This window comes from Enterobacter sp. BIGb0383 (assembly GCF_003751845.1).
In the GTDB taxonomy this organism is placed as follows: Bacteria; Pseudomonadota; Gammaproteobacteria; order Enterobacterales; family Enterobacteriaceae; genus BIGb0383.
Genome location: NZ_RJKQ01000001.1, coordinates 1,250,967 through 1,274,845 on the forward strand (window position 1 = coordinate 1,250,967; position 23,879 = coordinate 1,274,845).

The window sequence follows — 23,879 nt, forward strand, 5'->3', positions numbered from 1 at the left end:
AAACGATTAATCTTTATCTATTCGGCTGGCAACCGCGCCCTGCTGATCGCGATATTTGGCATCCTGGCGGCTGTTATAAGGCCGCGCAGCCGGTCCGGAGAGCGGCTCAAAGCTCAGCGCGCCAATCGGCATGCCCGGACGCAGCGCCAGCGGCAACTTACCTGAATTATAGAACTCCAGCACGATGCAGCCAGACCAGCCCGGATCGATACGGTGCGCGGTCACGTGCACCATCAGACCCAGACGCGCCAGCGAGGAGCGGCCGTCCAGCCAGCCCACCAGATTGTCCGGCAGGGTGACCGATTCAAAGGTCACCGCCAGCGCCAGTTCGCCGGGATGGAGGAAAAAAGCCTCGCCATCGGCCAGAACGATCTCATCGCTCATCACGCGGTCCAGCGCGGCAGCCACTTCCGTCTTCGGCCCGCTGAGGTCAATAAACCCGGCGGTATGGCCGCGAAACGTGCGGAATTTATTGCCGAGGCGGACGTCGACGGTCGCGCCATTGATGCGATCCACAGGCGGACGCGGGGTAATGGCGAGGCGGCCGTCATCCAGCCAGGCTTCAATATCTCGGTCACACAGACGCATGGCGCGTTCTCCTTTTGTGTCGCGCGCCCTCGCCGCCTCGGCGGCGAGGGCAAATCAGGTGATCCCTGAACGGTACACAATTAACGTAAATTATTCAAAAAACTGACTGATTTTTGCTTTCAGAATATCGATGGCGATACGGTTTTTGCCGCCACGCGGCACAATGATATCGGCATACTGCTTGGAGGGTTCGATAAACTGCAGGAACATCGGACGCACGGTTTTCTGGTACTGAGACATCACCGAATCCATCGAACGGCCGCGCTCGTTAACATCACGCTTGATGCGGCGCATCAGGCAGATATCGAGCGGAGTATCGACGAAAATAGAGAAGTTCATTTCGCCGCGCAGACGCGCATCGGTCAGCAGCAGGATCCCCTCAAGAATAATCACCTTTTTGGGTTCGATACGGATGGTTTCCTGCTTGCGGGTGTGTTCCACATAGCTGTAAACCGGCAGCTCGATAGGATTACCGTTCTTGAGGGTCTGCAAATGCTGGAACAGCAGACTATGATCCATAGCATTAGGATGGTCATAGTTAGTTTTCACACGCTCTTCCATCGACAGATGACTTTGATCTTTGTAATAGCTGTCTTCTGGAATAACGCCAATGTGCTCATCACCGACCTGCTCACGTAGTTCGCGATACAGCGTGCTGGCGATAAGACTTTTACCTGAAGCCGATGCGCCGGCGATGCCGATGATGACGCATTGATGGGACTGATCAGTCATAAATTTAGCGACCTGATTAACCTGGATGTTTAGGAAGGGCGACGCCGGAGCGTCAAACGCGGCAATTATAGGGATTTCAGCGTTCCGATACCAGTCGAATACGCCGTGACGATGCGATGCGAATTTTGTGACCCTGGCGCAAATTTTTATGCTTATTTTTAGCGCAGTGGAACTACTTTTTAGGCAGACTAAGTAATTAATAACCCTGGGATGTCAAATTATGAGCAGACGCCATAGGAATTGTAAATTGTTTGTACTAGCATAATCCAAAATCCAAATTTCATACGTCCGGGCACTGCGCCTCACAAGCAGAGCCTCTGCGGATAGAGCGGTAATGACGAAACCATCCCAGCGTGCCACAGCGATCGCCCCTAACCCTCTACTGCGTCTGGTCAGTTTAGGGCTGGCGACCTTTATCTTCACGCTGTTCTCACTTGAGTTAATACGTATTGGGACGGTACTGGCGCCGGTGTGGTTCCCGACGGCCATTATGATGGTTGCGTTTTACCGTCATGCCGGGCGGATATGGCCAGGGATTATTCTTGTCTGTTCCCTGGGCAGCGTCAGCGCCTCAATGTTGATTAACCCGTTAAGCGATCTTAATCTCTGGTACACCGCGATCAACGTCACTCAGGCGTTGATCGGCGCGCTGCTGCTGCGACGGCTGCTGCCCCAGTATAATCCGCTGAAGAATCTCAATGACTGGGTACGTCTGACCATTGGTAGCGCCGTTATTCCTCCGCTGTTCGGCGGTGCAATGGCCCACCTGGTCGCACCTGGCGAACAGCCGCTACAAACCTTTTTAATCTGGGTGCTGTCGGAAACCATCGGGGCGATGGCGCTGGTCCCGCTCGGACTGCTGTTCAAAATGCACTATCTCACGCGCCACCGCGATCCGCGCCTGCTGATGGAAACTCTGGTCACGCTCTCGGTGACCCTGGCGCTGAGCGGTCTGGCTATCCTCTATGTGCCCTGGCCTTTTACCTGCATTATCGTACTGCTGATGTGGAGCGCCGTGCGCCTGCCCCGGGTGGAAGCCTTCGTGGTCTTCCTGATCACCGTTATGGCGGTATCCATGATGATGGCGACTCATCCCACAGAGCTGACCCCGCAGCACTACAGCACCATGATGAACGCTCCCTGGCTTCCTTTCCTGATGATGCTGCTGCCGGCCAATATTATGACGATGGTGATGTACGCCTTCCGTTCCGAGCGTAAGCACATCACCGAAAGCGAAGAGCGTTTTCGTAATGCCATGGAATATTCCGCCATCGGCATGGCGCTGATCGGTACCGAAGGCCAGTGGCTGCAGGTCAATAAAGCCCTGTGCCGTTTCCTGGGCTACAGCCAGGATGAGCTGCGCGAATTGACCTTCCAGCAGCTTACCTGGCCGGAAGATTTACATAACGATCTGGAAAAACTGCAGCAGCTGGTCAACGGCGAAATTCGCAGCTACTCAATGGAGAAGCGCTACTACACCCGCGGCGGCGACGTGGTCTGGGCGCTGCTGGCGGTCTCGGTGGTGCGCCATACCAACGGTACGCCGCTGTACTTTATTTCCCAGATTGAAGATATCAACGACCTGAAGACCGCCGAGCAGATCAACCGACGCCTGATGGAGCGTATTACCCTCGCTAACGAAGCGGGTGGAATTGGTATCTGGGAGTGGGATATCAAGCCGGACATCATGAACTGGGATAAGCGGATGTTCGAGCTCTATGACGTCGAACCGCATATCAAACCGTCCTGGCAGCTCTGGCAGTCGTGCCTGCTGCCGGAAGATCGTCACCAGGCGGAAGAGATTGTTCGCGAGGGGCTGCGTTCCCAGCAGCCGTTTAAGCTGGAGTTTCGTATTCAGGTCAGAGACGGTATCCGCCATATCCGCTCCCTGGCCGACCGGGTGCTCAACAAAAACGGTGAGGTGGAGCGCCTTCTCGGCATCAATATGGATATGACCGAGGTCAAAACCCTTAACGAACAGCTCTACCAGGAAAAAGAGCGGCTGCATATTACCCTCGACTCTATCGGCGAAGCGGTGCTCTGTACCGACGTGGATATGCGCATTACCTTTATGAATCCGGTCGCGGAAATCATGAGCGGCTGGAGCCAGCAGCAGGCCACGGGCCATCCGCTGCTGACGGTGCTGCGTCTCACCCACGGCGAACACGGGCCGCTGATGGAAAATCTGCACGGCAGTGACGCCCTGCGTCCGGCCATCGACCAGGATGTGGTCCTCCACTGCCGCAGCGGCGGCAGCTACGATATCCACTACAGCATTACGCCACTGAGCACCCTTGACGGGCAGAATATTGGCTCGGTGCTGGTTATCCAGGATGTCACCGAGTCGCGCAAAATGATGCGCCAGCTCAGCTACAGCGCCTCCCACGATGCGCTGACGCATCTCGCCAACCGTGTTAGCTTTGAAAACCACCTTAAGCGTCTGCTGCAAACCGTGCATGAAACCCGCCAGCGACACGCGCTGGTCTTTATCGATCTCGACCGCTTCAAGGCCGTTAACGATACCGCAGGCCATGCCGCCGGCGACGCCCTGCTGCGTGAGCTGGCCGCCCTGATGCTGAGTATGCTGCGCAACAGCGACGTGCTGGCGCGTCTCGGCGGGGATGAGTTTGGCCTGCTGCTGCCGGACTGCAATCAGGAAAGTGCCCGCTACCTTTCCGGGCGATTAATCCACGCCATCAATGATTATCACTTTATGTGGGAAGGCCGCCTGCACCGCATCGGCGCCAGCGCGGGCATTACGCTGATTGATGAAAATAATAGCCAGGCGTCGGAAGTGATGTCCCAGGCGGATATCGCCTGCTATGCCTCCAAAAGCAACGGTCGCGGCGTGGTGACGGTCTACGAACCGCAGCAGGACCGCATGCAGTATCCGCGTGGCATGATGTCGCTGGAAGAGCAGTGGCATATGATCAAAGACAATCATATGCTGATGGTCGCCCGCGGCGTCGCCTCTCCCCGCGTGCCCGAAAGCTGTCATTTCTGGCTCATTTCCCTGCGCCTGTGGACCAGCGAAGGCGAAGTGATGGAAGAGCAAGCCTTCCGCTCCGGGCTGGCCGAGCCGGAGCTGCTGCATGCCCTCGATCACCGCGTCATGCAGGAGTTTTTCCGCAACTACGCCTCCATCGTTGCCAGCAAAGGGCTCAGCGTTGCCCTGCCCCTCTCCGGTGCCGGACTGGTTAGCGCCTCCCTGATTGAGGAGATCGTCGATCTGCTGGAGAAAAGCCCGATGGTGGGTCGTCTGCTGCACCTGGTGATCCGCGCCGATGTTCTCAGCCAGCAGGAGACCGCCGCCGTCGACGGCCTGCACAAACTGCGACAGGCAGGATGCAAAATTATTCTCAGCCACGTAGGCCACGAGCTGGAACTGTTTAACCACCTCACGGCGGACATGATCGATTACGTCATGCTGGATCAGGATCTGATCGCCAACGTGCACGGCAATCTGATGGATGAAATGATGGTCAGCATTATTCAGGGCCACGCTAAGCGACTGGAGATCAAAACCATCGCCGGCCCCACCAACGTCCCGCTGATGATGGATACCCTCTCCGGGATCGGCATCGATATGGTCTATGGCGACACCATCTCCCAGAGCCAGCCGCTGGATTTGCTGCTTAATACCAGCTACTTCGCGATTAACTAAAGCGGTTCCGGCTGCCAGCCGTCGCTGTACCAGATATGCAGCAGCGCGTACGAACGCCAGGGCTGCCAGCGCCCGGCATAGCGGCCGATCTGCGCGGGCGTCATGCCCGGGAAACGCTGTTTAATCAGGTAGTCATCCGGTAGAAATACATCTTTTGCCTGCCAGCCACGCAGGGCGTAGTAGTTCGCCGTCCAGCGGCCAATGCCCGGAAAAGTTTGCAGCGTCCGCATCCCCTGAGCAATATCCTCCGGCGGGCGTAATGGCAGCTCCCCGCTCAACGCCGCCCGGGCAAAGTAGATAATCGCCTCCGCCCGCCGCAGCGGCATCCCCAGCGCTTTTAACGCCAGCGGATCGACGCTGGCTAACTGTTCCGGACGCGGAAAGCAGAGATAGCCCGGCGCATCCGCCAGCGGGTCGCCAAACTGCGCCGCCACTTTCGCCGTCAGCTTTGCCGCCATTGCCACGCTCACCAGCTGACCCAGAATCGCCCGAATGCCCTGCTCAAAGGGATCCAGACAGCCCGGCAGCCGCAGTCCTGGACGTGCTGTAGCCAGCGGCCCCAGCGCATCGGCAACGATTTGCGGGTTGCAGTCCAGGTCGAACAGCTGCGCGATACGCTGCAGGCAGGCGTCAGCCACCGGCAGCAGCCCGGCGGACAGCTCAACCCGCAACAACTGCGTTGTTTCATCGGGGATAACGGTCAGCAGGCCACTATGTCCCTCCAGCGAAAAACTGCGGGTGTAGCGCCCCTCATTCAGGGTTTCAATCCCAGCCACCGCACGGTCACCGAGAAAACCAAACATCCACGCCCAGTCATAGGGCGGCTGCCAGCGCAGGTTTTCCATGCATTCTCCTCTGTACACTCGCCCACAGCATAATCGCTGAGACACCAATCCGCCTTGCTTTTATATTCTCTGGTTGTTGCCAGGCCCGGATTCGGCTAAAGTCGCCCACCTTCTTCACCGGCATGGGGATTTTAACGTGTTTATTGGTTTTGATTACGGTACCGCCAACTGTTCAGTGGCGGTCATGCAGGATGGCGCCCCCAGGCTGCTGACGCTGGAAAACGGCAGTTCTCTGCTGCCGTCAATGCTGTGTGCGCCGACGCGCGAAGCGGTCAGTGAGTGGCTCTATCGCCATCACGAGGTACCGGCGACGGGCAGCGAAGCCCAAGCGCTGCTGCGCAGGGCCATCAACTTCAACCGCGATGAAGATATTGAGGTGCAGGCGAACAGCGTGCAGTTCGGTCTGAGCGCGCTACAGCAGTATATTACCGACCCGCAGGAAGTGTGGTTCGTTAAATCGCCTAAATCCTTCCTCGGGGCCAGCGGCCTCAAGCCGCAGCAGGTCGCGCTCTTTGAAGATCTGGTCTGCGCCATGATGCTGCATATTCGCCAGCAGGCGGAAAGCCAGCTTAGCGACAGTATCCGTCAGGCGGTAATTGGCCGTCCCATTAACTTCCAGGGACTCGGCGGGGAAGAGGCGAACGCCCAGGCCCAGGGGATTCTGGAACGGGCGGCAAAACGCGCCGGTTTTGAGGAAGTCGTCTTCCAGTACGAACCCGTTGCGGCAGGACTGGATTTTGAAGCCACGCTCAGCAAGGAAACCCGCGTGCTGGTGGTAGATATCGGCGGCGGGACCACCGACTGCTCTCTGCTATTGATGGGCCCGGAGTGGCAGGCCAGACGCGACCGTGACAGCAGCCTGCTGGGCCACAGCGGTTGCCGCGTCGGCGGCAACGATCTCGATATTGCTCTCGCCTTTAAGAGCCTGATGCCCCTGCTGGGTATGGGCGGACAAACCCTCAAGGGCACGGCGCTGCCGATCCTGCCCTGGTGGAATGCAGTGGCGATCAACGACGTTCCGGCCCAGAGTGATTTTTACAGCACCGCCACCGGTCGTCTGCTGGATACGCTTATCCGCGACGCCCGTGAGCCGGACAGCGTCTCTTTGTTACAAAAGGTGTGGCGGCAGAAACTAAGCTACCGGCTGGTACGCAGCGCCGAAGAGAGCAAAATAGCCCTCTCTGACAATGCCCGCTTTGACGCCGCGCTGCCGTTTATCCGCGATACGCTGAGCGCCTCTATCACCCGTGACGGGCTGGAAGAGGCGCTGAACCAGCCCCTGTCGCGTATTCTTGAGCAGGTCCAGCTGGCCATTGCCGATAGCGATACCCGCCCGGAGGTTATCTACCTGACCGGCGGTAGCGCCCGTTCACCGCTGATCAAACAGGCTCTTTCGGCGTTGCTTCCGGGGGTCCCGGTCGCCGGTGGCGATGACTTCGGCTCGGTCACCGCCGGTCTGGCCCGCTGGGCGCAGGTACTGTTCCGTTAACCGACTGGCGGGCCTTGTCCCGCCAATTTTTCCTTATACTCCCCGCTCTTACCGTCGCCCCTTAAATGCAGACGAATCCAGACAGTGTTCCACATTTCCTCCATTTTTTTGGCCCGCCGGGTTACTAAACTAGTATCATTTCGTGAAACGTTTCAGGATGAGATAGCAAAGACGATGAAAGGCAGCAAAAAACAGCGCCGGGCGCTTATCGCCATCGCGGTTGTGGTCGCCCTCGGCGCCGCCTGGTTCTGGCACAGCAGCCGCAGTGAACCGGCCTCCGCCTCACCCACCGCATCGGGTAAATCCCGCCAGGAAACCGGTGGCCGACGCGGGATGCGTAGTATGCCGCTGGCGCCGGTTCAGGCGGCAACCGCCACCGAAGAGGCCGTTCCGCGCTATCTGACGGGACTGGGCACCGTGACCGCCGCCAATACGGTAACGGTACGCAGCCGGGTTGACGGTCAGCTGCTGGCGCTGCATTTCCAGGAAGGTCAGCAGGTAAAAGCGGGCGATCTGCTGGCGGAAGTCGATCCCAGCCAGTTTAAGGTCGCCCTCGCCCAGGCCCAGGGCCAGCTGGCAAAAGATAAGGCCACTCTCGCCAACGCCCGTCGCGATCTGGCCCGCTATCAGCAGCTGGTAAAGACCAATCTGGTCTCGCGTCAGGAGCTGGATGCCCAGCAGGCGCTGGTTGAAGAGAGCGCCGGTACGCTGAAAGCGGACGAAGCCAGCGTCGCCAGCGCCCAGCTACAGCTGGACTGGAGCCGTATCACCGCGCCGATTGACGGCCGTGTCGGCCTGAAGCAGGTCGATATCGGCAATCAGATATCCAGCGGGGATACCACCGGTATTGTGGTGCTGACCCAGACCCACCCTATCGAGCTGGTCTTTACCCTGCCTGAAAGCGAAATCGCCACCATTTTGCAGGCGCAGAAAGCAGGCAAGGCCCTGAGCGTAGAAGCCTGGGATCGCACCAATAAAACGCTGCTGACCACCGGAGCGCTGCTGAGTCTCGATAACCAGATCGACGCCACCACCGGCACCATCAAACTCAAAGCCCGCTTTGATAACCAGGACGATACCCTCTTCCCGAATCAGTTCGTCAACGCCCGGATGCTGGTCGATACCCAGCAGAATGCGGTGGTGATCCCGACGGCAGCCCTGCAGATGGGCAACGAAGGCAACTTTGTCTGGGTGGTGAACAGCGAGGATAAAGTCAGCAAGCATCTGGTCACGCCGGGCATTCAGAACAGCCTGCGGGTGGTGATTAACGCCGGGCTCTCCGTCGGTGACCGGGTGGTGACCGACGGTATCGACCGCCTGACCGAAGGCGCGAAAGTGGAAGTGGTGGCAGCGCAAACCGCCCCGGCGGCGGCTACCACGCCGACCGCGCGCGAGTACGGCAGCAAGGGGCGCTCCTGATGCAGGTTTTACCCCCCAGCGCCACCGGCGGCCCGTCTCGCCTGTTTATCCTGCGCCCTGTCGCCACCACGCTGCTGATGGTGGCGATCCTGCTGGCCGGGATTATTGGCTACCGCTTTTTGCCGGTTTCCGCCCTGCCGGAAGTGGACTACCCGACCATCCAGGTCATCACGCTCTATCCCGGCGCCAGCCCGGACGTCGTCACCTCGGCGATCACCGCTCCGCTGGAGCGCCAGTTCGGCCAGATGTCCGGCCTGAAACAGATGTCATCTCAGAGCGCAGGTGGCGCATCGGTGGTCACGCTCCAGTTCCAGCTCACGCTCCCCCTGGACGTGGCGGAACAGGAAGTGCAGGCCGCTATTAATGCGGCGACCAATCTGCTCCCCAGCGACCTGCCTAACCCGCCGGTCTACAGCAAGGTGAACCCGGCCGATCCGCCGATTATGACCCTCGCCGTCACGTCCAGCGCCATGCCGATGACTCAGGTCGAAGACATGGTGGAAACCCGAGTGGCGCAAAAAATCTCCCAGGCGTCGGGCGTCGGGCTGGTCACCCTTTCCGGCGGCCAACGCCCCGCCGTGCGCGTGAAGCTTAATGCGCAGGCTATCGCATCGCTTGGCCTGACCAGCGAAACGATCCGTACCGCCATTACCAGCGCCAACGTCAACTCAGCCAAAGGCAGCCTCGACGGCCCGACCCGGGCGATTACGCTGTCGGCCAACGATCAGATGCAGTCGGCGGAAGAGTACCGGAAGCTGATTATCGCGTACCAGAACGGCGCGCCCATTCGTCTTGGCGATGTCGCCACCATTGAGCAGGGTGCGGAAAACAGCTGGCTGGGTGCCTGGGCCAATAACACCCAGGCGATTGTGATGAACGTCCAGCGTCAGCCGGGGGCCAATATTATCGCCACCGCCGACAGCATCCGCGCCATGCTGCCGCAGCTGACGGAAAGCCTGCCGAAATCGGTTAACGTCCAGGTGCTCTCCGACCGCACCACCAATATCCGCGCCTCGGTGAACGATACCCAGTTTGAACTGCTGCTGGCGATTGCGCTGGTGGTGATGATTATCTATCTGTTTTTACGCAATGTTCCGGCAACCATCATTCCCGGCGTGGCGGTACCGCTGTCGCTTATCGGCACCTTTGCGGTGATGGTGTTTCTTGATTTCTCGATCAATAACCTGACCCTGATGGCCCTGACTATCGCCACCGGCTTTGTGGTCGATGACGCGATCGTGGTTATCGAGAACATCTCCCGCTATATCGAAAAAGGCGAGAAGCCGCTGGCCGCGGCGCTGAAAGGCGCGGGCGAGATAGGCTTTACCATTATCTCCCTCACCTTCTCCCTGATTGCGGTGCTGATCCCGCTGCTGTTTATGGGCGATATCGTGGGCCGTCTGTTCCGGGAGTTTGCGGTGACCCTGGCGGCGGCGATCCTGATCTCTGCCGTGGTCTCACTCACTCTCACACCGATGATGTGCGCCCGCATGTTAAGCCACGAATCCCTGCGCAAGCAGAACCGCTTCTCGCTGGCCTGCGAGCGCTTTTTTGAGCGGGTTATCGCCAGCTATGGCCGTGGACTTACGAAGGTACTTAATCATCCCTGGCTGACCCTGAGCACCGCCTTCGCCACTCTGGCCCTGTCGGTGCTGCTGTGGGTGCTGATCCCGAAAGGCTTTTTCCCGATTCAGGACAACGGCATTATTCAGGGCACGCTGCAGGCTCCGCAGTCCGCCTCTTTTGCCAGTATGGCTGAACGCCAGCGCCAGGTCTCCGACATCATCCTTAAGGATCCGGCGGTAGAGAGCCTGACCGCCTTTGTCGGCGTGGACGGCACCAACCCGGCGCTGAACAGCGCCCGACTGCAAATTAACCTGAAACCGCTGGATGAGCGGGACGACAGGGTTCAGACGGTGATTTCCCGCCTGCAGCAGGCGGCCAGCGGTATACCGGGCATTAGCCTCTACCTGCAGCCGACCCAGGATTTAACCATCGATACCCAGGTCAGCCGCACGCAGTACCAGTTCACTCTGCAGGCCACCTCCCTGGACGCCCTGAGTACCTGGGTGCCGCCGCTGATAAGCCGTCTGGAAACGCTCCCGCAGCTGGCGGACGTCAGCAGCGACTGGCAGGACAAAGGCCTGGTGGCGTATGTTAACGTGGACCGCGACAGCGCCAGCCGCCTCGGGATCACCATGGCCAACGTCGACAACGCCCTCTACAACGCCTTCGGTCAGCGGCTGATTTCCACGATTTATACCCAGGCCAACCAGTATCGGGTGGTGCTGGAGCACGATACCCAGGGTACGCCGGGCCTGGCGGGGCTGGATAGCATCCGCCTCACCAGCAGCGACGGCGGTATTGTGCCGCTGAGCGCCATTGCGAAGGTCGAACAGCGCTTTGCGCCACTGTCGATTAACCATCTCGACCAGTTCCCGGTGACCACTATCTCCTTTAACGTCGCCGACGGCTATTCGCTGGGGGATGCGGTCCAGTCGATTCTCGAGGCCGAGAAGGATCTTAGCCTGCCCACGGAGATGACCACCCAGCTCCAGGGCAGTACCCTGGCCTTCCAGGCCGCGCTGGGCAGCACCGTGTGGCTGATCGTCGCCGCCGTGGTGGCGATGTATATCGTGCTGGGTGTGCTCTATGAGAGCTTTATCCACCCGATCACCATTCTGTCGACGCTGCCGACGGCGGGCGTGGGCGCGCTGCTGGCGCTGATGATTGCCGGGAGCGAGCTGGATGTGATCGCCATTATCGGCATTATTTTGCTGATCGGCATCGTCAAGAAAAACGCCATCATGATGATCGACTTTGCCCTGGCCGCCGAACGCGAACAGGGTATGCCGCCGCGCGAGGCGATTTTCCAGGCCTGCCTGCTGCGCTTCCGGCCGATTCTGATGACCACCCTTGCCGCCCTGCTCGGCGCGCTGCCGCTTATGCTCAGCACCGGCGTCGGCGCGGAGCTGCGGCGTCCGCTGGGGATTGGCATGGTCGGCGGGCTGCTGGTCAGCCAGGTCCTGACTCTGTTTACGACGCCGGTTATCTACCTGCTGTTTGACAGCATGTCGCAGGCGCTTAAACGCCGGTTCCCGCGCCGTGAAGAGGAGGCGTAAGTGAAGTTTTTCGCCCTCTTCATTTACCGACCGGTCGCCACCATCCTGATTTCGCTGGCGATTGTTCTCTGCGGCGTGCTGGGCTTTCGGCTGCTGCCGGTCGCTCCGCTGCCGCAGGTCGATTTCCCGGTGATTATGGTCAGCGCCTCGCTGCCGGGTGCCTCGCCGGAAACCATGGCGTCGTCGGTCGCCACGCCGCTGGAGCGCTCGCTCGGGCGTATTGCCGGGGTCAGCGAAATGACCTCCAGCAGTTCGCTCGGCAGCACGCGGATTATTTTGCAGTTCAATTTTGACCGCGATATTAACGGCGCGGCGCGCGATGTCCAGGCGGCGCTGAATGCCGCTCAGAGCCTGCTTCCCAGTGGAATGCCGGGCCGCCCGACCTACCGCAAGGCCAACCCGTCAGACTCCCCGATTATGATCCTGACGCTCACCTCGGATACTTACTCCCAGGGCGAGCTGTACGACTTCGCCTCCACCCAGCTGGCGCAGACCATCGCCCAGATTGACGGCGTCGGCGACGTCGACGTGGGCGGCAGCTCCCTGCCCGCGGTGCGTGTCGGGCTGAATCCACAGGCGCTGTTTAACCAGGGTGTCTCGCTGGACGACGTGCGCAGCGCCATCAGCAGCGCCAACGTGCGTCAGCCTCAGGGCGCGCTGGAAGACGGCAACCGCCGCTGGCAGGTGCAGACCAACGACGAGCTAAAAACCGCCGCCGAATATCAGCCGCTGATTATCCACTACAACAACGGGTCGGCGGTGCGGCTCAGCGATGTGGCTAAGGTCACCGATTCGGTGCAGGACGTTCGCAACGCCGGGATGACCAACGCCAAACCGGCGATCCTGCTGATGATCCGCAAGCTGCCGGAAGCCAATATTATCCAGACCGTGGACAGTATCCGCGCCCGGCTACCGGAGCTACAGCAGACCATCCCGGCCGCCATCGACCTGCAAATCGCCCAGGACCGCTCCCCAACCATCCGCGCCTCGCTGGAAGAGGTCGAGCAGACCCTGATTATCTCGGTGGCGCTGGTGATTCTGGTGGTGTTCTTGTTCCTGCGCTCCGGTCGGGCGACGCTGATCCCGGCGGTAGCGGTCCCGGTGTCGCTGATCGGCACCTTTGCCGCTATGTATCTGTGCGGCTTTAGCCTCAATAACCTCTCTCTGATGGCGCTGACCATCGCCACCGGGTTTGTGGTCGATGACGCCATTGTGGTACTGGAGAACATCGCCCGCCATCTGGAGGCGGGAATGAAACCCCTGCAGGCGGCGTTGCAGGGCTCGCGGGAAGTGGGCTTTACGGTGCTCTCCATGAGCCTGTCGCTGGTGGCGGTGTTCCTGCCGCTGCTGTTAATGGGCGGCCTGCCTGGGCGACTGCTCAGGGAATTTGCCGTCACGCTCTCGGTGGCAATAGGCATTTCGCTGGTGGTCTCCCTGACCCTGACGCCGATGATGTGCGGCTGGCTGCTGAAAAGCAGCAAACCCCGGGAACAGACCCGTCAACGGGGGATGGGACGGTTGCTGATGGCTCTACAGCGCGGTTACGGTCGTTCCCTGCAGTGGGCGCTGAATCACGCCCGGCTGGTGGGCGTGGTGCTGATCGGCACGATTGCGCTCAACGTCTGGCTCTATATCGCCATCCCGAAAACCTTTTTCCCCGAGCAGGATACCGGGGTGTTGATGGGCGGCATTCAGGCGGACCAGAGCATCTCCTTCCAGGCGATGCGCGGCAAGCTGCAGGACTTTATGAAGATCATCCGTGAGGATGAAGCCGTGGATAACGTCACCGGCTTTACCGGCGGTTCGCGGGTCAACAGCGGGATGATGTTTATCACCCTCAAGTCACGCGATGAACGCCATGAAACCGCCCAGCAGGTGATTGACCGCCTGCGCCAGAAGCTGGCTAAAGAGCCCGGTGCCAGTCTGTTTCTGATGGCGGTGCAGGATATCCGCGTCGGCGGACGCCAGTCCAACGCCAGCTATCAGTACACCCTGCTCTCGGACGACCTCGCCGCCCTGCGCGAGTGGGAGCCGAAAATCCGCAAAGCCCTGGCGGCCCTGCCCCAGCTGGCGGACGTGAACTCGGATCAGCAGGATAACGGTGCGGAAATGAACCTTGTCTACGATCGCGACAGCATGTCGCGGCTGGGCATCAGCGTCCAGCAGGCCAACAGTCTGCTGAATAACGCCTTCGGCCAGCGACAAATCTCGACCATCTATCAGCCGATGAACCAGTACAAGGTGGTGATGGAGGTCGACCCGACGCTGATCCAGGATATCAGCACCCTCGATAAGATGTACGTGATTAACAGCGAGGGCAAAGCCATCCCGCTCTCCTGGTTTGCCCGCTGGCAGCCCGCGAACGCACCGCTGTCGGTAAGCCATCAGGGGCTGTCAGCCGCCTCTACCGTCTCCTTTAACCTGCCCACCGGAGTGTCGCTTTCCGAAGCCAGCGAGGCGATCAACCGGGCGATGACGCAGGTCGGCGTGCCTTCCTCCGTGCGCGGCGCCTTTGCCGGCACGGCCCAGGTCTTCGAGGAGACAATGAATTCGCAGGCGATCCTGATTCTGGCGGCCATCGCCACGGTCTATATCGTGCTGGGGATGCTCTATGAAAGCTATGTTCATCCCCTGACTATCCTGTCAACGCTGCCCTCGGCAGGCGTTGGGGCGCTGCTGGCGCTGCAGCTATTTGGTTCACCGTTTAGTCTGATCGCCCTGATTGGTATTATGCTGCTGATAGGTATCGTTAAGAAGAACGCGATTATGATGGTCGACTTTGCTATTGACGCCCAGCGCAGCGGCAACTTGTCCCCGGAGAAAGCGATTTTCCAGGCCTGCATGCTGCGTTTCCGGCCGATTTTGATGACGACACTTGCCGCCCTGTTCGGTGCGCTGCCGCTGGTTATCTCCGGCGGTGACGGCTCCGAACTGCGACAGCCGCTGGGGATCACCATCGTTGGCGGCCTGGTGGTCAGCCAATTGCTGACCCTGTACACCACGCCGGTGGTCTATCTGTTCTTTGACCGCCTGCGGATGCGTTTTTCCCGTAAACAGAGCACACCGGTAACCGATTAAATGACCGATCTTCCGTCCGCCGTACGCTGGCAGCTATGGATAGTGGCCTTTGGCTTCTTTATGCAGTCGCTGGATACCACCATCGTCAATACCGCCCTCCCCTCGATGGCGGCAAGCCTCGGTGAAAACCCGCTGCATATGCATATGGTGGTGGTTTCCTATGTGCTGACGGTGGCAGTGATGCTGCCCGCCAGCGGCTGGCTGGCGGACCGGGTCGGCGTGCGCAATATCTTCTTTACCGCCATCGTGCTCTTTACCCTCGGCTCCCTGTTCTGCGCCAGGGCCAGCAATCTCGATGAGCTGGTGATGGCGAGGGTGTTACAGGGTATCGGCGGGGCGATGATGGTGCCGGTCGGGCGACTGACGGTGATGAAAATCGTCCCGCGCACGCATTATATGGCGGCGATGACCATGGTTACGCTGCCCGGGCAGATCGGGCCGCTGCTTGGCCCGGCGCTGGGCGGCCTGCTGGTGGAGTACGCCTCCTGGCACTGGATTTTCCTGATTAACCTGCCGGTCGGCATTATCGGCGGCATCGCCACCCTGATGCTGATGCCCAACTATAAGATGCAGACCCGCCGCTTCGACCTCTGGGGTTTTCTGCTGTTGGCCTTTGGGATGGCTGCCCTGACCCTGGCGCTGGACGGCCAGAAAAGCGCGGACTTTTCGCCTGCGCTGGCCGGCGGGCTGGCGGCAGCGGGCGCGGTAACGCTACTCGGCTATCTCTGGCATGCAAAAGGCAACGCGGCCGCGCTGTTCAATCTTGATTTGTTCCGTACCCGGACGTTTTCACTGGGGCTGGCAGGCAGCTTTGCGGGCCGCGTCGGCAGCGGGATGCTGCCGTTTATGACCCCGGTCTTCTTGCAGATTGGCGCCGGGTTTTCACCCTTCCACGCCGGGTTAATGATGATCCCGATGGTGCTCGGCAGTATGGGGATGAAGCGTATCGTCGTTCAGGTGGTTAACCGCTTTGGCTATCGTCGGGTGCTGGTCGCCTCAACCCTTGGTCTGGCGCTGGTTACCCTGCTGTTTATGTCCGTGACGCTGATGGGCTGGTATTACCTGATCCCGCCGGTGCTGTTCCTACAGGGGATGGTGAACTCCATGCGCTTCTCCACCATGAACACCCTGACGCTAAAAGATCTGCCTGACGATCTCGCCAGCGGCGGCAATAGCCTGCTGTCGATGGTGATGCAGCTCTCCATGAGTATCGGCGTGACCGTTGCCGGCCTGCTGCTGGGGATGTTCGGCCAGCAGCATTTGACGGCGGGCAGCGAGGCCAGCCAGACGGTGTTCCTCTACAGCTGGCCCTGCATGGCACTGCTTATCGCCCTCCCGGCACTGCTCTTTGCCCGTGTGCCTGACGACACCAGTAAAAACGCGGTTATTGCGCGTCGCAAAAGGAAAGCATCATGAAACTCTGGCGTCCCGGGATCACCGGTAAGCTGTTCCTCGCCATCTTCGCCACCTGCATTATGTTGCTGGTGACTATGCACTGGGCGGTGCGTATCAGCTTTGAACGCGGATTTATCGACTACATTAAGCACGGTAACGAGCAGCGGCTGAAAATGCTCAGCGACGCGCTGGCTGACCAGTATACCCTGCAGGGCAACTGGCGTTTTTTGCGTAATAATGACCGCTTTGTTTTCCAAATCCTGCGCTCGTTTGAACATGAAAACGATGACGACCGCCCGCCTCCGCCGGGGCCGCGCCCGGAGCGAGGACGCGGGGCGGGATCGGACCACGGTCCCGGCATGCCGCCGCCCGGCTGGCGCACCCAGTTCTGGGTGGTAGATCAGGATCAAAAGGTACTGGTCGGGCCGCGCGCGCCCGTTCCGTCGGACGGTACCCGCCGGGCCATTACGGTTGAGGGAAAAGCGGTCGGCTGGGTGATTGCCTCCCCGATAGAGCGGCTGACGCGCAATACGGATATCAACTTTGACCGCCAGCAGAAGCGGACCAGCTGGTTGATTGTCGGCCTGGCGACGATTCTGGCGGCGCTGGCGACCTTCCCGCTGGCCCGTGGATTACTGGCGCCGGTTAAGCGGCTGGTCGAGGGTACCCACCAGCTGGCGGCGGGTAATTTCGCTACCCGCGTTGACGCCACCGGCCAGGATGAGCTGGGCAGGCTGGCCCAGGACTTTAACCAGCTGGCAAGCACCCTGGAGAAAAACCGCCAGATGCGGCGCGACTTTATGGCCGATATCTCCCATGAGCTGCGCACCCCGCTGGCGGTGCTGCGCGGCGAACTGGAAGCCATTCAGGACGGCGTGCGCCGTTTTACCCCGGAGTCGGTTAACTCACTCCAGGCAGAAGTGGCGACATTAACCAAGCTGGTAGATGACCTGCATCAGCTCTCGATGTCCGACGAGGGCGCGCTGGCGTACCAGAAAGAGCCGCTGGATCTGGTGAATCTGCTGGAGGTTGCGGCTGGCGCATTCCGCCAGCGCTTTGCCGATCACGGTCTGAACCTGCGGCTCTCGTCGCTGCCGGAGCAGGCGAATATCTTTGGTGATGCCAACCGCCTGATGCAGCTGTTTAATAACCTGCTGGAAAACAGCCTGCGCTATACGGACAGCGGCGGCGAGCTGCTGATTAGCGGCAGGCAGCAGGATGGCACCATCCGTCTGACCTTCGCCGACAGCGCGCCGGGCGTCACCGATCAGCAGCTTGAACTGCTGTGTGAACGCTTCTATCGCGCCGAAGCCTCGCGTAACCGCGCTAGCGGTGGCTCCGGTCTGGGACTGGCAATCTGCCAGAATATTGTTAACGCACACGGCGGCACCCTGAGTGTTGCCCATTCGCCCGCAGGCGGCGTGAGTATCACCGTCGCCCTGCCGCTGGAACGAGATTTAACGAGGGAAATATGATTGACCTGTCAGAGACCAAAGCACCACGCATTCTCATTGTCGAAGATGAACCCAAGCTGGGTCAGCTGCTGATCGACTATTTGCAGGCCGCCAGCTACTCGCCGACGCTCATCGCCCAGGGTGACCAGGTGCTGGCCTGGGTAAAACAGAACTCGCCGGATCTGATCCTGCTGGACCTGATGCTGCCGGGCATTGACGGCCTGACCCTGTGTAAAGAGATCCGTCGTTTCTCCGAGGTGCCCATCGTGATGGTGACGGCAAAAATCGAAGAGATCGACCGCCTGCTGGGCCTGGAGATCGGAGCCGATGACTATATCTGCAAACCCTATAGCCCGCGTGAGGTGGTGGCGCGAGTGAAAACCATTCTGCGCCGCTGCAAGCCCCAGCGCGATCTGCTGGCACTCGACGCCGCCAGCCCGCTGGTGGTGGATGAAGGCCGCTTCCAGGCCAGCTGGCAGCAAAAAGCGCTCGATTTAACCCCGGCGGAGTTTCGCCTGCTGAAAACCCTCTCCAGCGAGCCGGGCAAGGTCTTTTCCCGCGAACAGCTGCTCAATCACCTGTATGATGATTATCGGGTGGTCACCGACCGCACCATCGACAGCCATATTAAAAACCTGCGCCGCAAGCTCGAAGCGCTGGATCAGGAGCAGTCGTTTATCCGCGCCGTCTACGGCGTGGGCTACCGCTGGGAAGCCGACGCCTGTCGTCTGGCATAAGGCAAGACAAGGACAAGATCGTGAAAAAAACAGTACTGGGTACGCTGGCGCTTATGGCGCTGCCCTTCGCCGCCCAGGCGGAACTTACGGAAGCACAAATTGCCGCCGACTGCGCCAAAATCAGCGACTACGCCAAACAAGGCGAGCAGTTCTACAAGGCCAAAAATTACCCTAAAGCGCGGGAAGCCTTTCAACAGCAGGCCGCGTGGCTGGAACAGTGCGAATGGCCGAAAGATAACCCCAATAAGGCGCTAATGGCCACGGCGTACAACAATATTGCGCTGACCTGGGTACGCCAGGGCGATTACCGTAAGGCGCAGGCGTGGCTGCAGATCATGCCCGAGGATAAAAAGTCGGTCTATAACCTGAGCCGTATCCAGGACAAACTTCGGGCGCTACCGAAACCCGCCTCCGCCGCGGGCGAATACTGGCAGTATGTCGGGCGTGGCCTCTGGGAAATCCTCACCCTGAAACCCGAGGGTAAACACACTTATCTGGCGGGCTGGGAAGGCTATCACTTTGGTCTTATGGGGATGTACTCCGGGCCGAACCTCGGCGAATTCGCACAAAAAGTCACAATAAAGGCGGGAAAAGGCGCAATTCGTATAGCTGAAGAGGGCATCTATGAGTGTACGATTTCCCTGACGCTCGCCCCGGATGCGCAAAGTCTGGAGCTGAAAACCGACGATCCCACCAACTGCGGTTTTGGCCATAACGTCAGCGCCGATGGCACATACCTGCGCGTGAAATAGCGCGCAGGTTTACGCTCTCCTGCCCGATGGCGCTATCGATGCAATCTGATCTTCTGATGAAGCAGAACAATCAATGGGATAACAATGGCATAGCTGATGCAGGCAAGGATCAACGCCTGCCAGTGAGCCTCCGCAATCCCGTCAAGCCACCGACCGCAGGCAGTCGATGTCCCGGGCCTGATCTCATCCCAGTAAGTCATCCCCATGTTCACTGCCAGCAGCAGTAAAAAATTGAGCACGCACAGCAGGGCAATGCCTGTTCGACGCGCCGCGGTTCTTTTCACGCCGGAGAAAAAAACCGCATTGGAGATGAGCAGGGGATCGATCTTCTTATGTCTTTGAATAATCAGAATCAGCAGGACGCTGAGGATAAAACCCGCGATGGCAACCAGGCCTGTTATCGCCTGAATATCGAGGAGGTGGTAACCCGGCGTTAAACACCAGGCGCCAGAATCAGCAGGCTCGGGAACTTTTAACCGCCTGAATTCCAGAGCAAAGAGAGCGCCACACACGCCCAGCGCTGCGTAATACAGCGTGCAGACCAGTAAGATAGCCCTGCCCCGCAGCGGCGTTCTTTTCCCGATCGGATCGACATCCTGTTCCATTCACCCGGACTCCATTCCACTCTTGCCGGCTTAGTATACGAGTTTTATCTTTCGCCCCAACCCCCCAAAATTTCCCTGCTATATGAAGGTTTACTCCCCCGCCCGCTGGCGCTACAATTCCCGCCCTTAAAGTAAGGGATCACCCCATCGCCCCACCTGGTGAGGCGAATCTGACCTGTCATCAGAACGAGTACATCATGTTTAAACCGGAACTTCTCTCCCCGGCGGGAACGCTGAAAAATATGCGTTACGCTTTCGCCTATGGCGCCGATGCCGTTTACGCGGGCCAGCCGCGCTACAGCCTGCGCGTGCGCAATAACGAATTTAACCACGAGAATTTACAGCTCGGCATTAACGAGGCCCACCAGCTGGGTAAGAAATTCTATGTGGTGGTGAACATCGCCCCGCATAACGCCAAGCTGAAAACCTTTATCCGCGACCTGAGGCCGGTGGTGGAGATGGGGCCGGATGCGCTGATTATGTCCGATCCCGGGCTGATTATGCTGGTGCGAGAGCACTTCCCGGAGATGGCGGTACACCTCTCCGTGCAGGCGAATGCCGTCAACTGGGCGACCGTGAAGTTCTGGCATCAGATGGGGCTGACCCGCGTGATCCTCTCCCGCGAACTGTCTCTGGATGAAATTGCCGAAATCCGCCAGCAGGTGCCGGAGATGGAGATTGAGATCTTCGTTCACGGCGCGCTGTGTATGGCCTACTCCGGCCGCTGCCTGCTTTCCGGCTATATCAACAAGCGCGACCCGAACCAGGGTACCTGCACCAACGCCTGCCGCTGGGAATATAACGTCGAGGAAGGGAAAGAAGACGCCATCGGCAATATCGTGCACCAGCATGAACCGATTCCGGTGACCAACATCGAGCCGACGCTGGGTATCGGCGCACCGACCGATAAAGTCTTTATGATCGAGGAAGCCAAACGTCCGGGCGAATATATGACCGCCTTCGAAGACGAGCACGGCACCTACATCATGAACTCGAAGGATCTGCGGGCTATCGCCCACGTTGAGCGTCTGACCCAGATGGGCGTGCACTCCCTGAAAATCGAAGGCCGGACCAAGTCCTATTACTACTGTGCTCGTACCGCGCAGGTTTACCGCAAGGCCATCGACGATGCCGCCGCCGGTAAACCCTTTGATACCTCTCTGCTGGAGACCCTGGAAGGCCTGGCGCACCGCGGCTATACCGAAGGCTTCCTGCGTCGCCATACCCATGACGACTACCAGAACTACGAGCACGGTTATTCCGTCTCTGAGCGCCAGCAGTTTGTCGGGGAGTTTACCGGCGAGCGCAACGGCGATCTGGCCGAGGTAGCGGTGAAAAATAAATTCACCCTCGGCGACAGCCTGGAGCTGATGACCCCGCAGGGCAACGTTAACTTTGTGCTTGAGCATATGATCAATGCCAAAGGCGACGCGATGCCGGTTGCCCCCGGTGACGGCCACAAGGTCTGGCTGCCTGTACCGAAGGAAGTGGCGCTGGAATACGCCCTGCTGATGCGTAATTTCGACGGCCAGTCGACGCGCAATCCGCACGGTGCCTGACGTTTAAGAGGTTGTTTTTTAAGATTAGGAAGAATCTTAGAATCGGATCACATACCCGCTGAGTGATTACGGATATGATGCTCCCGCTGAAAAACATAACCCATAAATGCCAGCTGTACCAGGAACCACCTCCTTAGCCTGCGTAATCTCCCTTACGCAGGCTTATTTTTTTCTCCCGCCCTTATTCATCCTGTTCTGAAGCGCCGTGCCCGTTCCTGAGATACACTTATCTGCATCTTTACAATGAGGATATAAGATGGCGACGATCCCCTCCAGCCTGCTGATTTTAAATGGTAAAGGCGCTGATAATGCACTACTACGTGACGCCATTGGCGCGCTGCGCGACGAAGGGATGACGCTGCACGTCCGCGTCACATGGGAGAAAGGCGACGCGGTTCGCTACGTCGAGGAAGCCAGCCATCTCGGGGTGGATACGGTGATCGCCGGCGGCGGCGACGGCACCATCAACGAAGTGGCGACGGCGCTGATTGAGCTTAAAGAGGGTCACGTTCCCGCTCTGGGGCTGCTGCCGCTGGGCACCGCCAATGATTTCGCCACCAGCGCCGGGATCCCGACCGAGCTGGATAAGGCCCTGCGGCTGGCGATTGTCGGCCACGCGGTCCCGGTGGATATTGCCCGGGTCAATCAGCAAACCTGCTTTATCAATATGGCCACCGGCGGCTTTGGCACCCGCATTACCAGCGAAACGCCGGAAAAACTTAAGGCGGCGCTGGGCGGCGTATCCTACCTGATCCACGGCCTGATGCGGCCCGATACCCTCAAGGCTGACCGCTGTGAAATTAGCGGCGAGAATTTTCACTGGCAGGGTGACGCACTGGTGATCGGCATCGGCAACGGACGTCAGGCCGGTGGCGGGCAGCAGCTGTGTCCTGAGGCGTTGATTAACGACGGTCTGCTTCAGCTGCGTATTTTCACCGCCGAAGAGCTGCTTCCGGCGCTGTTTACCACCCTGACGCGCCCGGAAGAGAGCCCGAATGTGATAGACAACGCCTCATCGTGGTTTGAAATCAGTGCGCCGCACGACATCACCTTTAACCTCGACGGGGAACCGCTGAGCGGCCGCCATTTCCGGATTGATATTCTGGCCGATGCCCTGCGCTGCCGGTTGCCCCCGGGATGCCCGCTGCTACGCTAGGATTTGCACAGTATTGACGGCACCCGGCTGGTAAATAGCAGCCGGTTATTGGCGTCAATACGCATAATCTCGAGATAGAACGGCTCCCCGGGCTGCAGATAAAACGTCGGCAGTATCGGCGCCAGCCCCGCTGGCACGACGTCGCCGCTCTCGTTAGAGGTGATATTCTGCGAATGCAGGAAAAAGTCGTTGCCGTTGCGGGTAAAGGTAAACCAGACGCGATGGTTGATCTCCACCGGTTCTCCGTTCTCCGGCGTCATCACGCCTCTTAGCAGGGTCACGCCCTTATCGCCGTCAAAAATATAGCGCAGCGTGATATTCGCCCGACTGTCCGGTGCGAAGACCTCGATGTCACCGCGGCAGTCAAAATGGGAATGCTGCCATCTCTGCCAGAATTTCAGGGCTACCCCCGTCAGGACCAGGGCGGTAACCAGCGCCGCCAGTAGCCATCTCTGTTTACGTGCCAGCATGCGACGGCTCCTGTAGATAGTAAGAGGTGATGCACTGGTTATCTCGCCACGCGTTGTACTGCTGGCGGCAGCGCAGCACCGACATCCGCTGGAAATTGGGGTACAGCGTTATATAGGCCCAGGGATAGCCTTTGCAGTCGAGGCGATCCTGCTGAATAAATTGCTGATGGCTGCGGTAATCTGTGGCGTCCGCATTACCATAAATATGGCATTCACCACGTTGACTCAGCGGCACAAAATCCTGCAGGCGTGGCTCAAATTCACTGCGCCAGAGCAGGAAGATCCCCAGCAGTCCAGCCAGACTGACGCCCGCGAAAAGGGGCCATACGCGACGCGGGCGCTCTTTTGGCTCGGGAAAAGCGGACACTACGCGTTTGACAGGCAGTTCCGGACCGACAGAGGCGTCAAAGCGAGACTCAATCTCCAGTTCCGAAGAGAGTCGGATCCCCACTTTGGGCACGGTAATAATCAGCTCGTCGTTAAGGCCAAATTCTTTAAATGCTCGCCGTAACAGGGAAATATTCTGGTAGAAATTATTGTTCGTTACCTGCGCGCCATTATTCAGCCAGACATGCTGGAAGAAATACTCCCGCTCAACGACCTGTCCGTGATGCTGAATTAAAAGATGTAAACACTGGGTTGCCGGGTTGCTTAACGTTAACTGCGTCGAGTCATCCTCTGCCGCAATCAGCAGGTTCCGCCCCGGTATAAAAAGCGTCGTTCCGCCTAATATAAAGCTCTGACTCATCTGATTCCCTGATTGTTGTCGTAGTCGAAAGTGACCATCAAAACGTCCCATCTGCGGCATACATAT

At 59.2% G+C, this 23,879-nt stretch carries 17 protein-coding genes; 11 read left to right on the top strand and 6 right to left on the bottom strand.

The window, feature by feature from the left end:
- Positions 1 to 6: 6 nt before the first annotated feature.
- Positions 7 to 588: a dCTP deaminase gene (gene dcd, locus EDF81_RS06020; RefSeq protein WP_123347181.1), complete on the bottom strand. Its 582-nt coding sequence runs from the start codon at positions 586 to 588 to the stop codon at positions 7 to 9.
- 90 nt (positions 589 to 678) lie between these two features.
- The gene (gene udk, locus EDF81_RS06025) at positions 679 to 1,320 is read right to left on the bottom strand and encodes a uridine kinase (RefSeq protein WP_123347182.1); all 642 of its coding nucleotides are present in this window, start codon (positions 1,318 to 1,320) and stop codon (positions 679 to 681) included.
- 334 nt (positions 1,321 to 1,654) lie between these two features.
- Here udk and EDF81_RS06030 point away from each other — a divergent pair, with 334 nt between their 5' ends.
- Positions 1,655 to 4,984: a diguanylate cyclase gene (locus tag EDF81_RS06030; RefSeq protein WP_123347183.1), complete on the top strand. Its 3,330-nt coding sequence runs from the start codon at positions 1,655 to 1,657 to the stop codon at positions 4,982 to 4,984.
- On the opposite strand, the gene alkA is transcribed toward EDF81_RS06030, so the two are convergent.
- Entirely contained in the window at positions 4,981 to 5,829 is an 849-nt protein-coding gene (alkA, locus tag EDF81_RS06035; protein WP_123347184.1) for a DNA-3-methyladenine glycosylase 2, read from the bottom strand. The two genes, EDF81_RS06030 and alkA, sit on opposite strands and share 4 nt — an antisense overlap.
- Positions 5,830 to 5,965: 136 nt before the next feature.
- On the opposite strand from alkA, the gene yegD reads away from it, so the two are divergent.
- The 8 genes from yegD to EDF81_RS06075 all read left to right on the top strand — a co-directional run bounded on the left by yegD (position 5,966) and on the right by EDF81_RS06075 (position 19,275).
- Complete coding sequence (yegD, locus tag EDF81_RS06040; protein ID WP_123347185.1) at positions 5,966 to 7,318, top strand: molecular chaperone; 1,353 nt, start codon at positions 5,966 to 5,968, stop codon at positions 7,316 to 7,318.
- 174 nt (positions 7,319 to 7,492) lie between these two features.
- Positions 7,493 to 8,737: an MdtA/MuxA family multidrug efflux RND transporter periplasmic adaptor subunit gene (locus EDF81_RS06045; RefSeq protein ID WP_123347186.1), complete on the top strand. Its 1,245-nt coding sequence runs from the start codon at positions 7,493 to 7,495 to the stop codon at positions 8,735 to 8,737.
- The gene (locus EDF81_RS06050; protein WP_123347187.1) at positions 8,737 to 11,859 is read left to right on the top strand and encodes an MdtB/MuxB family multidrug efflux RND transporter permease subunit; all 3,123 of its coding nucleotides are present in this window, start codon (positions 8,737 to 8,739) and stop codon (positions 11,857 to 11,859) included. Before EDF81_RS06045 ends, EDF81_RS06050 begins: the two co-directional genes overlap by 1 nt.
- A complete protein-coding gene (gene mdtC / locus EDF81_RS06055) occupies positions 11,860 to 14,937 on the top strand; it encodes a multidrug efflux RND transporter permease subunit MdtC (protein ID WP_123347188.1) in 3,078 nt (1,025 codons plus the stop codon).
- A complete protein-coding gene (gene mdtD, locus EDF81_RS06060; protein WP_123347189.1) occupies positions 14,938 to 16,353 on the top strand; it encodes a multidrug transporter subunit MdtD in 1,416 nt (471 codons plus the stop codon).
- Positions 16,350 to 17,807 (top strand): two-component system sensor histidine kinase BaeS, encoded by a 1,458-nt coding sequence (gene baeS / locus EDF81_RS06065; RefSeq protein ID WP_123347190.1) that lies wholly within the window; start codon positions 16,350 to 16,352, stop codon positions 17,805 to 17,807. Before mdtD ends, baeS begins: the two co-directional genes overlap by 4 nt.
- On the top strand, positions 17,804 to 18,523 hold the full coding sequence (gene baeR / locus EDF81_RS06070; protein ID WP_123347191.1) for a two-component system response regulator BaeR: 720 nt from the start codon (positions 17,804 to 17,806) through the stop codon (positions 18,521 to 18,523). The genes baeS and baeR overlap by 4 nt, the downstream gene beginning before the upstream one ends.
- Before the next feature lie 53 nt (positions 18,524 to 18,576).
- Positions 18,577 to 19,275: a tetratricopeptide repeat protein gene (locus tag EDF81_RS06075; protein WP_123347689.1), complete on the top strand. Its 699-nt coding sequence runs from the start codon at positions 18,577 to 18,579 to the stop codon at positions 19,273 to 19,275.
- Between the two features lie 32 nt (positions 19,276 to 19,307).
- Here EDF81_RS06075 and EDF81_RS06080 read toward each other — a convergent pair whose 3' ends face one another.
- Positions 19,308 to 19,880, bottom strand: coding sequence for a hypothetical protein (locus EDF81_RS06080; protein ID WP_123347192.1), 573 nt, complete (start codon positions 19,878 to 19,880; stop codon positions 19,308 to 19,310).
- Positions 19,881 to 20,077: 197 nt separating this feature from the next.
- Here EDF81_RS06080 and yegQ point away from each other — a divergent pair, with 197 nt between their 5' ends.
- Entirely contained in the window at positions 20,078 to 21,439 is a 1,362-nt protein-coding gene (gene yegQ / locus EDF81_RS06085) for a tRNA 5-hydroxyuridine modification protein YegQ (RefSeq protein WP_123347193.1), read from the top strand.
- A gap of 256 nt (positions 21,440 to 21,695) precedes the next feature.
- Complete coding sequence (gene yegS / locus EDF81_RS06090) at positions 21,696 to 22,595, top strand: lipid kinase YegS (RefSeq protein ID WP_123347194.1); 900 nt, start codon at positions 21,696 to 21,698, stop codon at positions 22,593 to 22,595.
- On the opposite strand, the gene EDF81_RS06095 is transcribed toward yegS, so the two are convergent.
- Both EDF81_RS06095 and EDF81_RS06100 read right to left on the bottom strand, forming a co-directional pair.
- Positions 22,592 to 23,065: a hypothetical protein gene (locus EDF81_RS06095; protein WP_123347195.1), complete on the bottom strand. Its 474-nt coding sequence runs from the start codon at positions 23,063 to 23,065 to the stop codon at positions 22,592 to 22,594. The genes yegS and EDF81_RS06095 overlap by 4 nt on opposite strands.
- Positions 23,052 to 23,813 (bottom strand): winged helix-turn-helix domain-containing protein, encoded by a 762-nt coding sequence (locus EDF81_RS06100; protein WP_123347196.1) that lies wholly within the window; start codon positions 23,811 to 23,813, stop codon positions 23,052 to 23,054. Before EDF81_RS06100 ends, EDF81_RS06095 begins: the two co-directional genes overlap by 14 nt.
- Positions 23,814 to 23,879 lie beyond the last annotated feature (66 nt).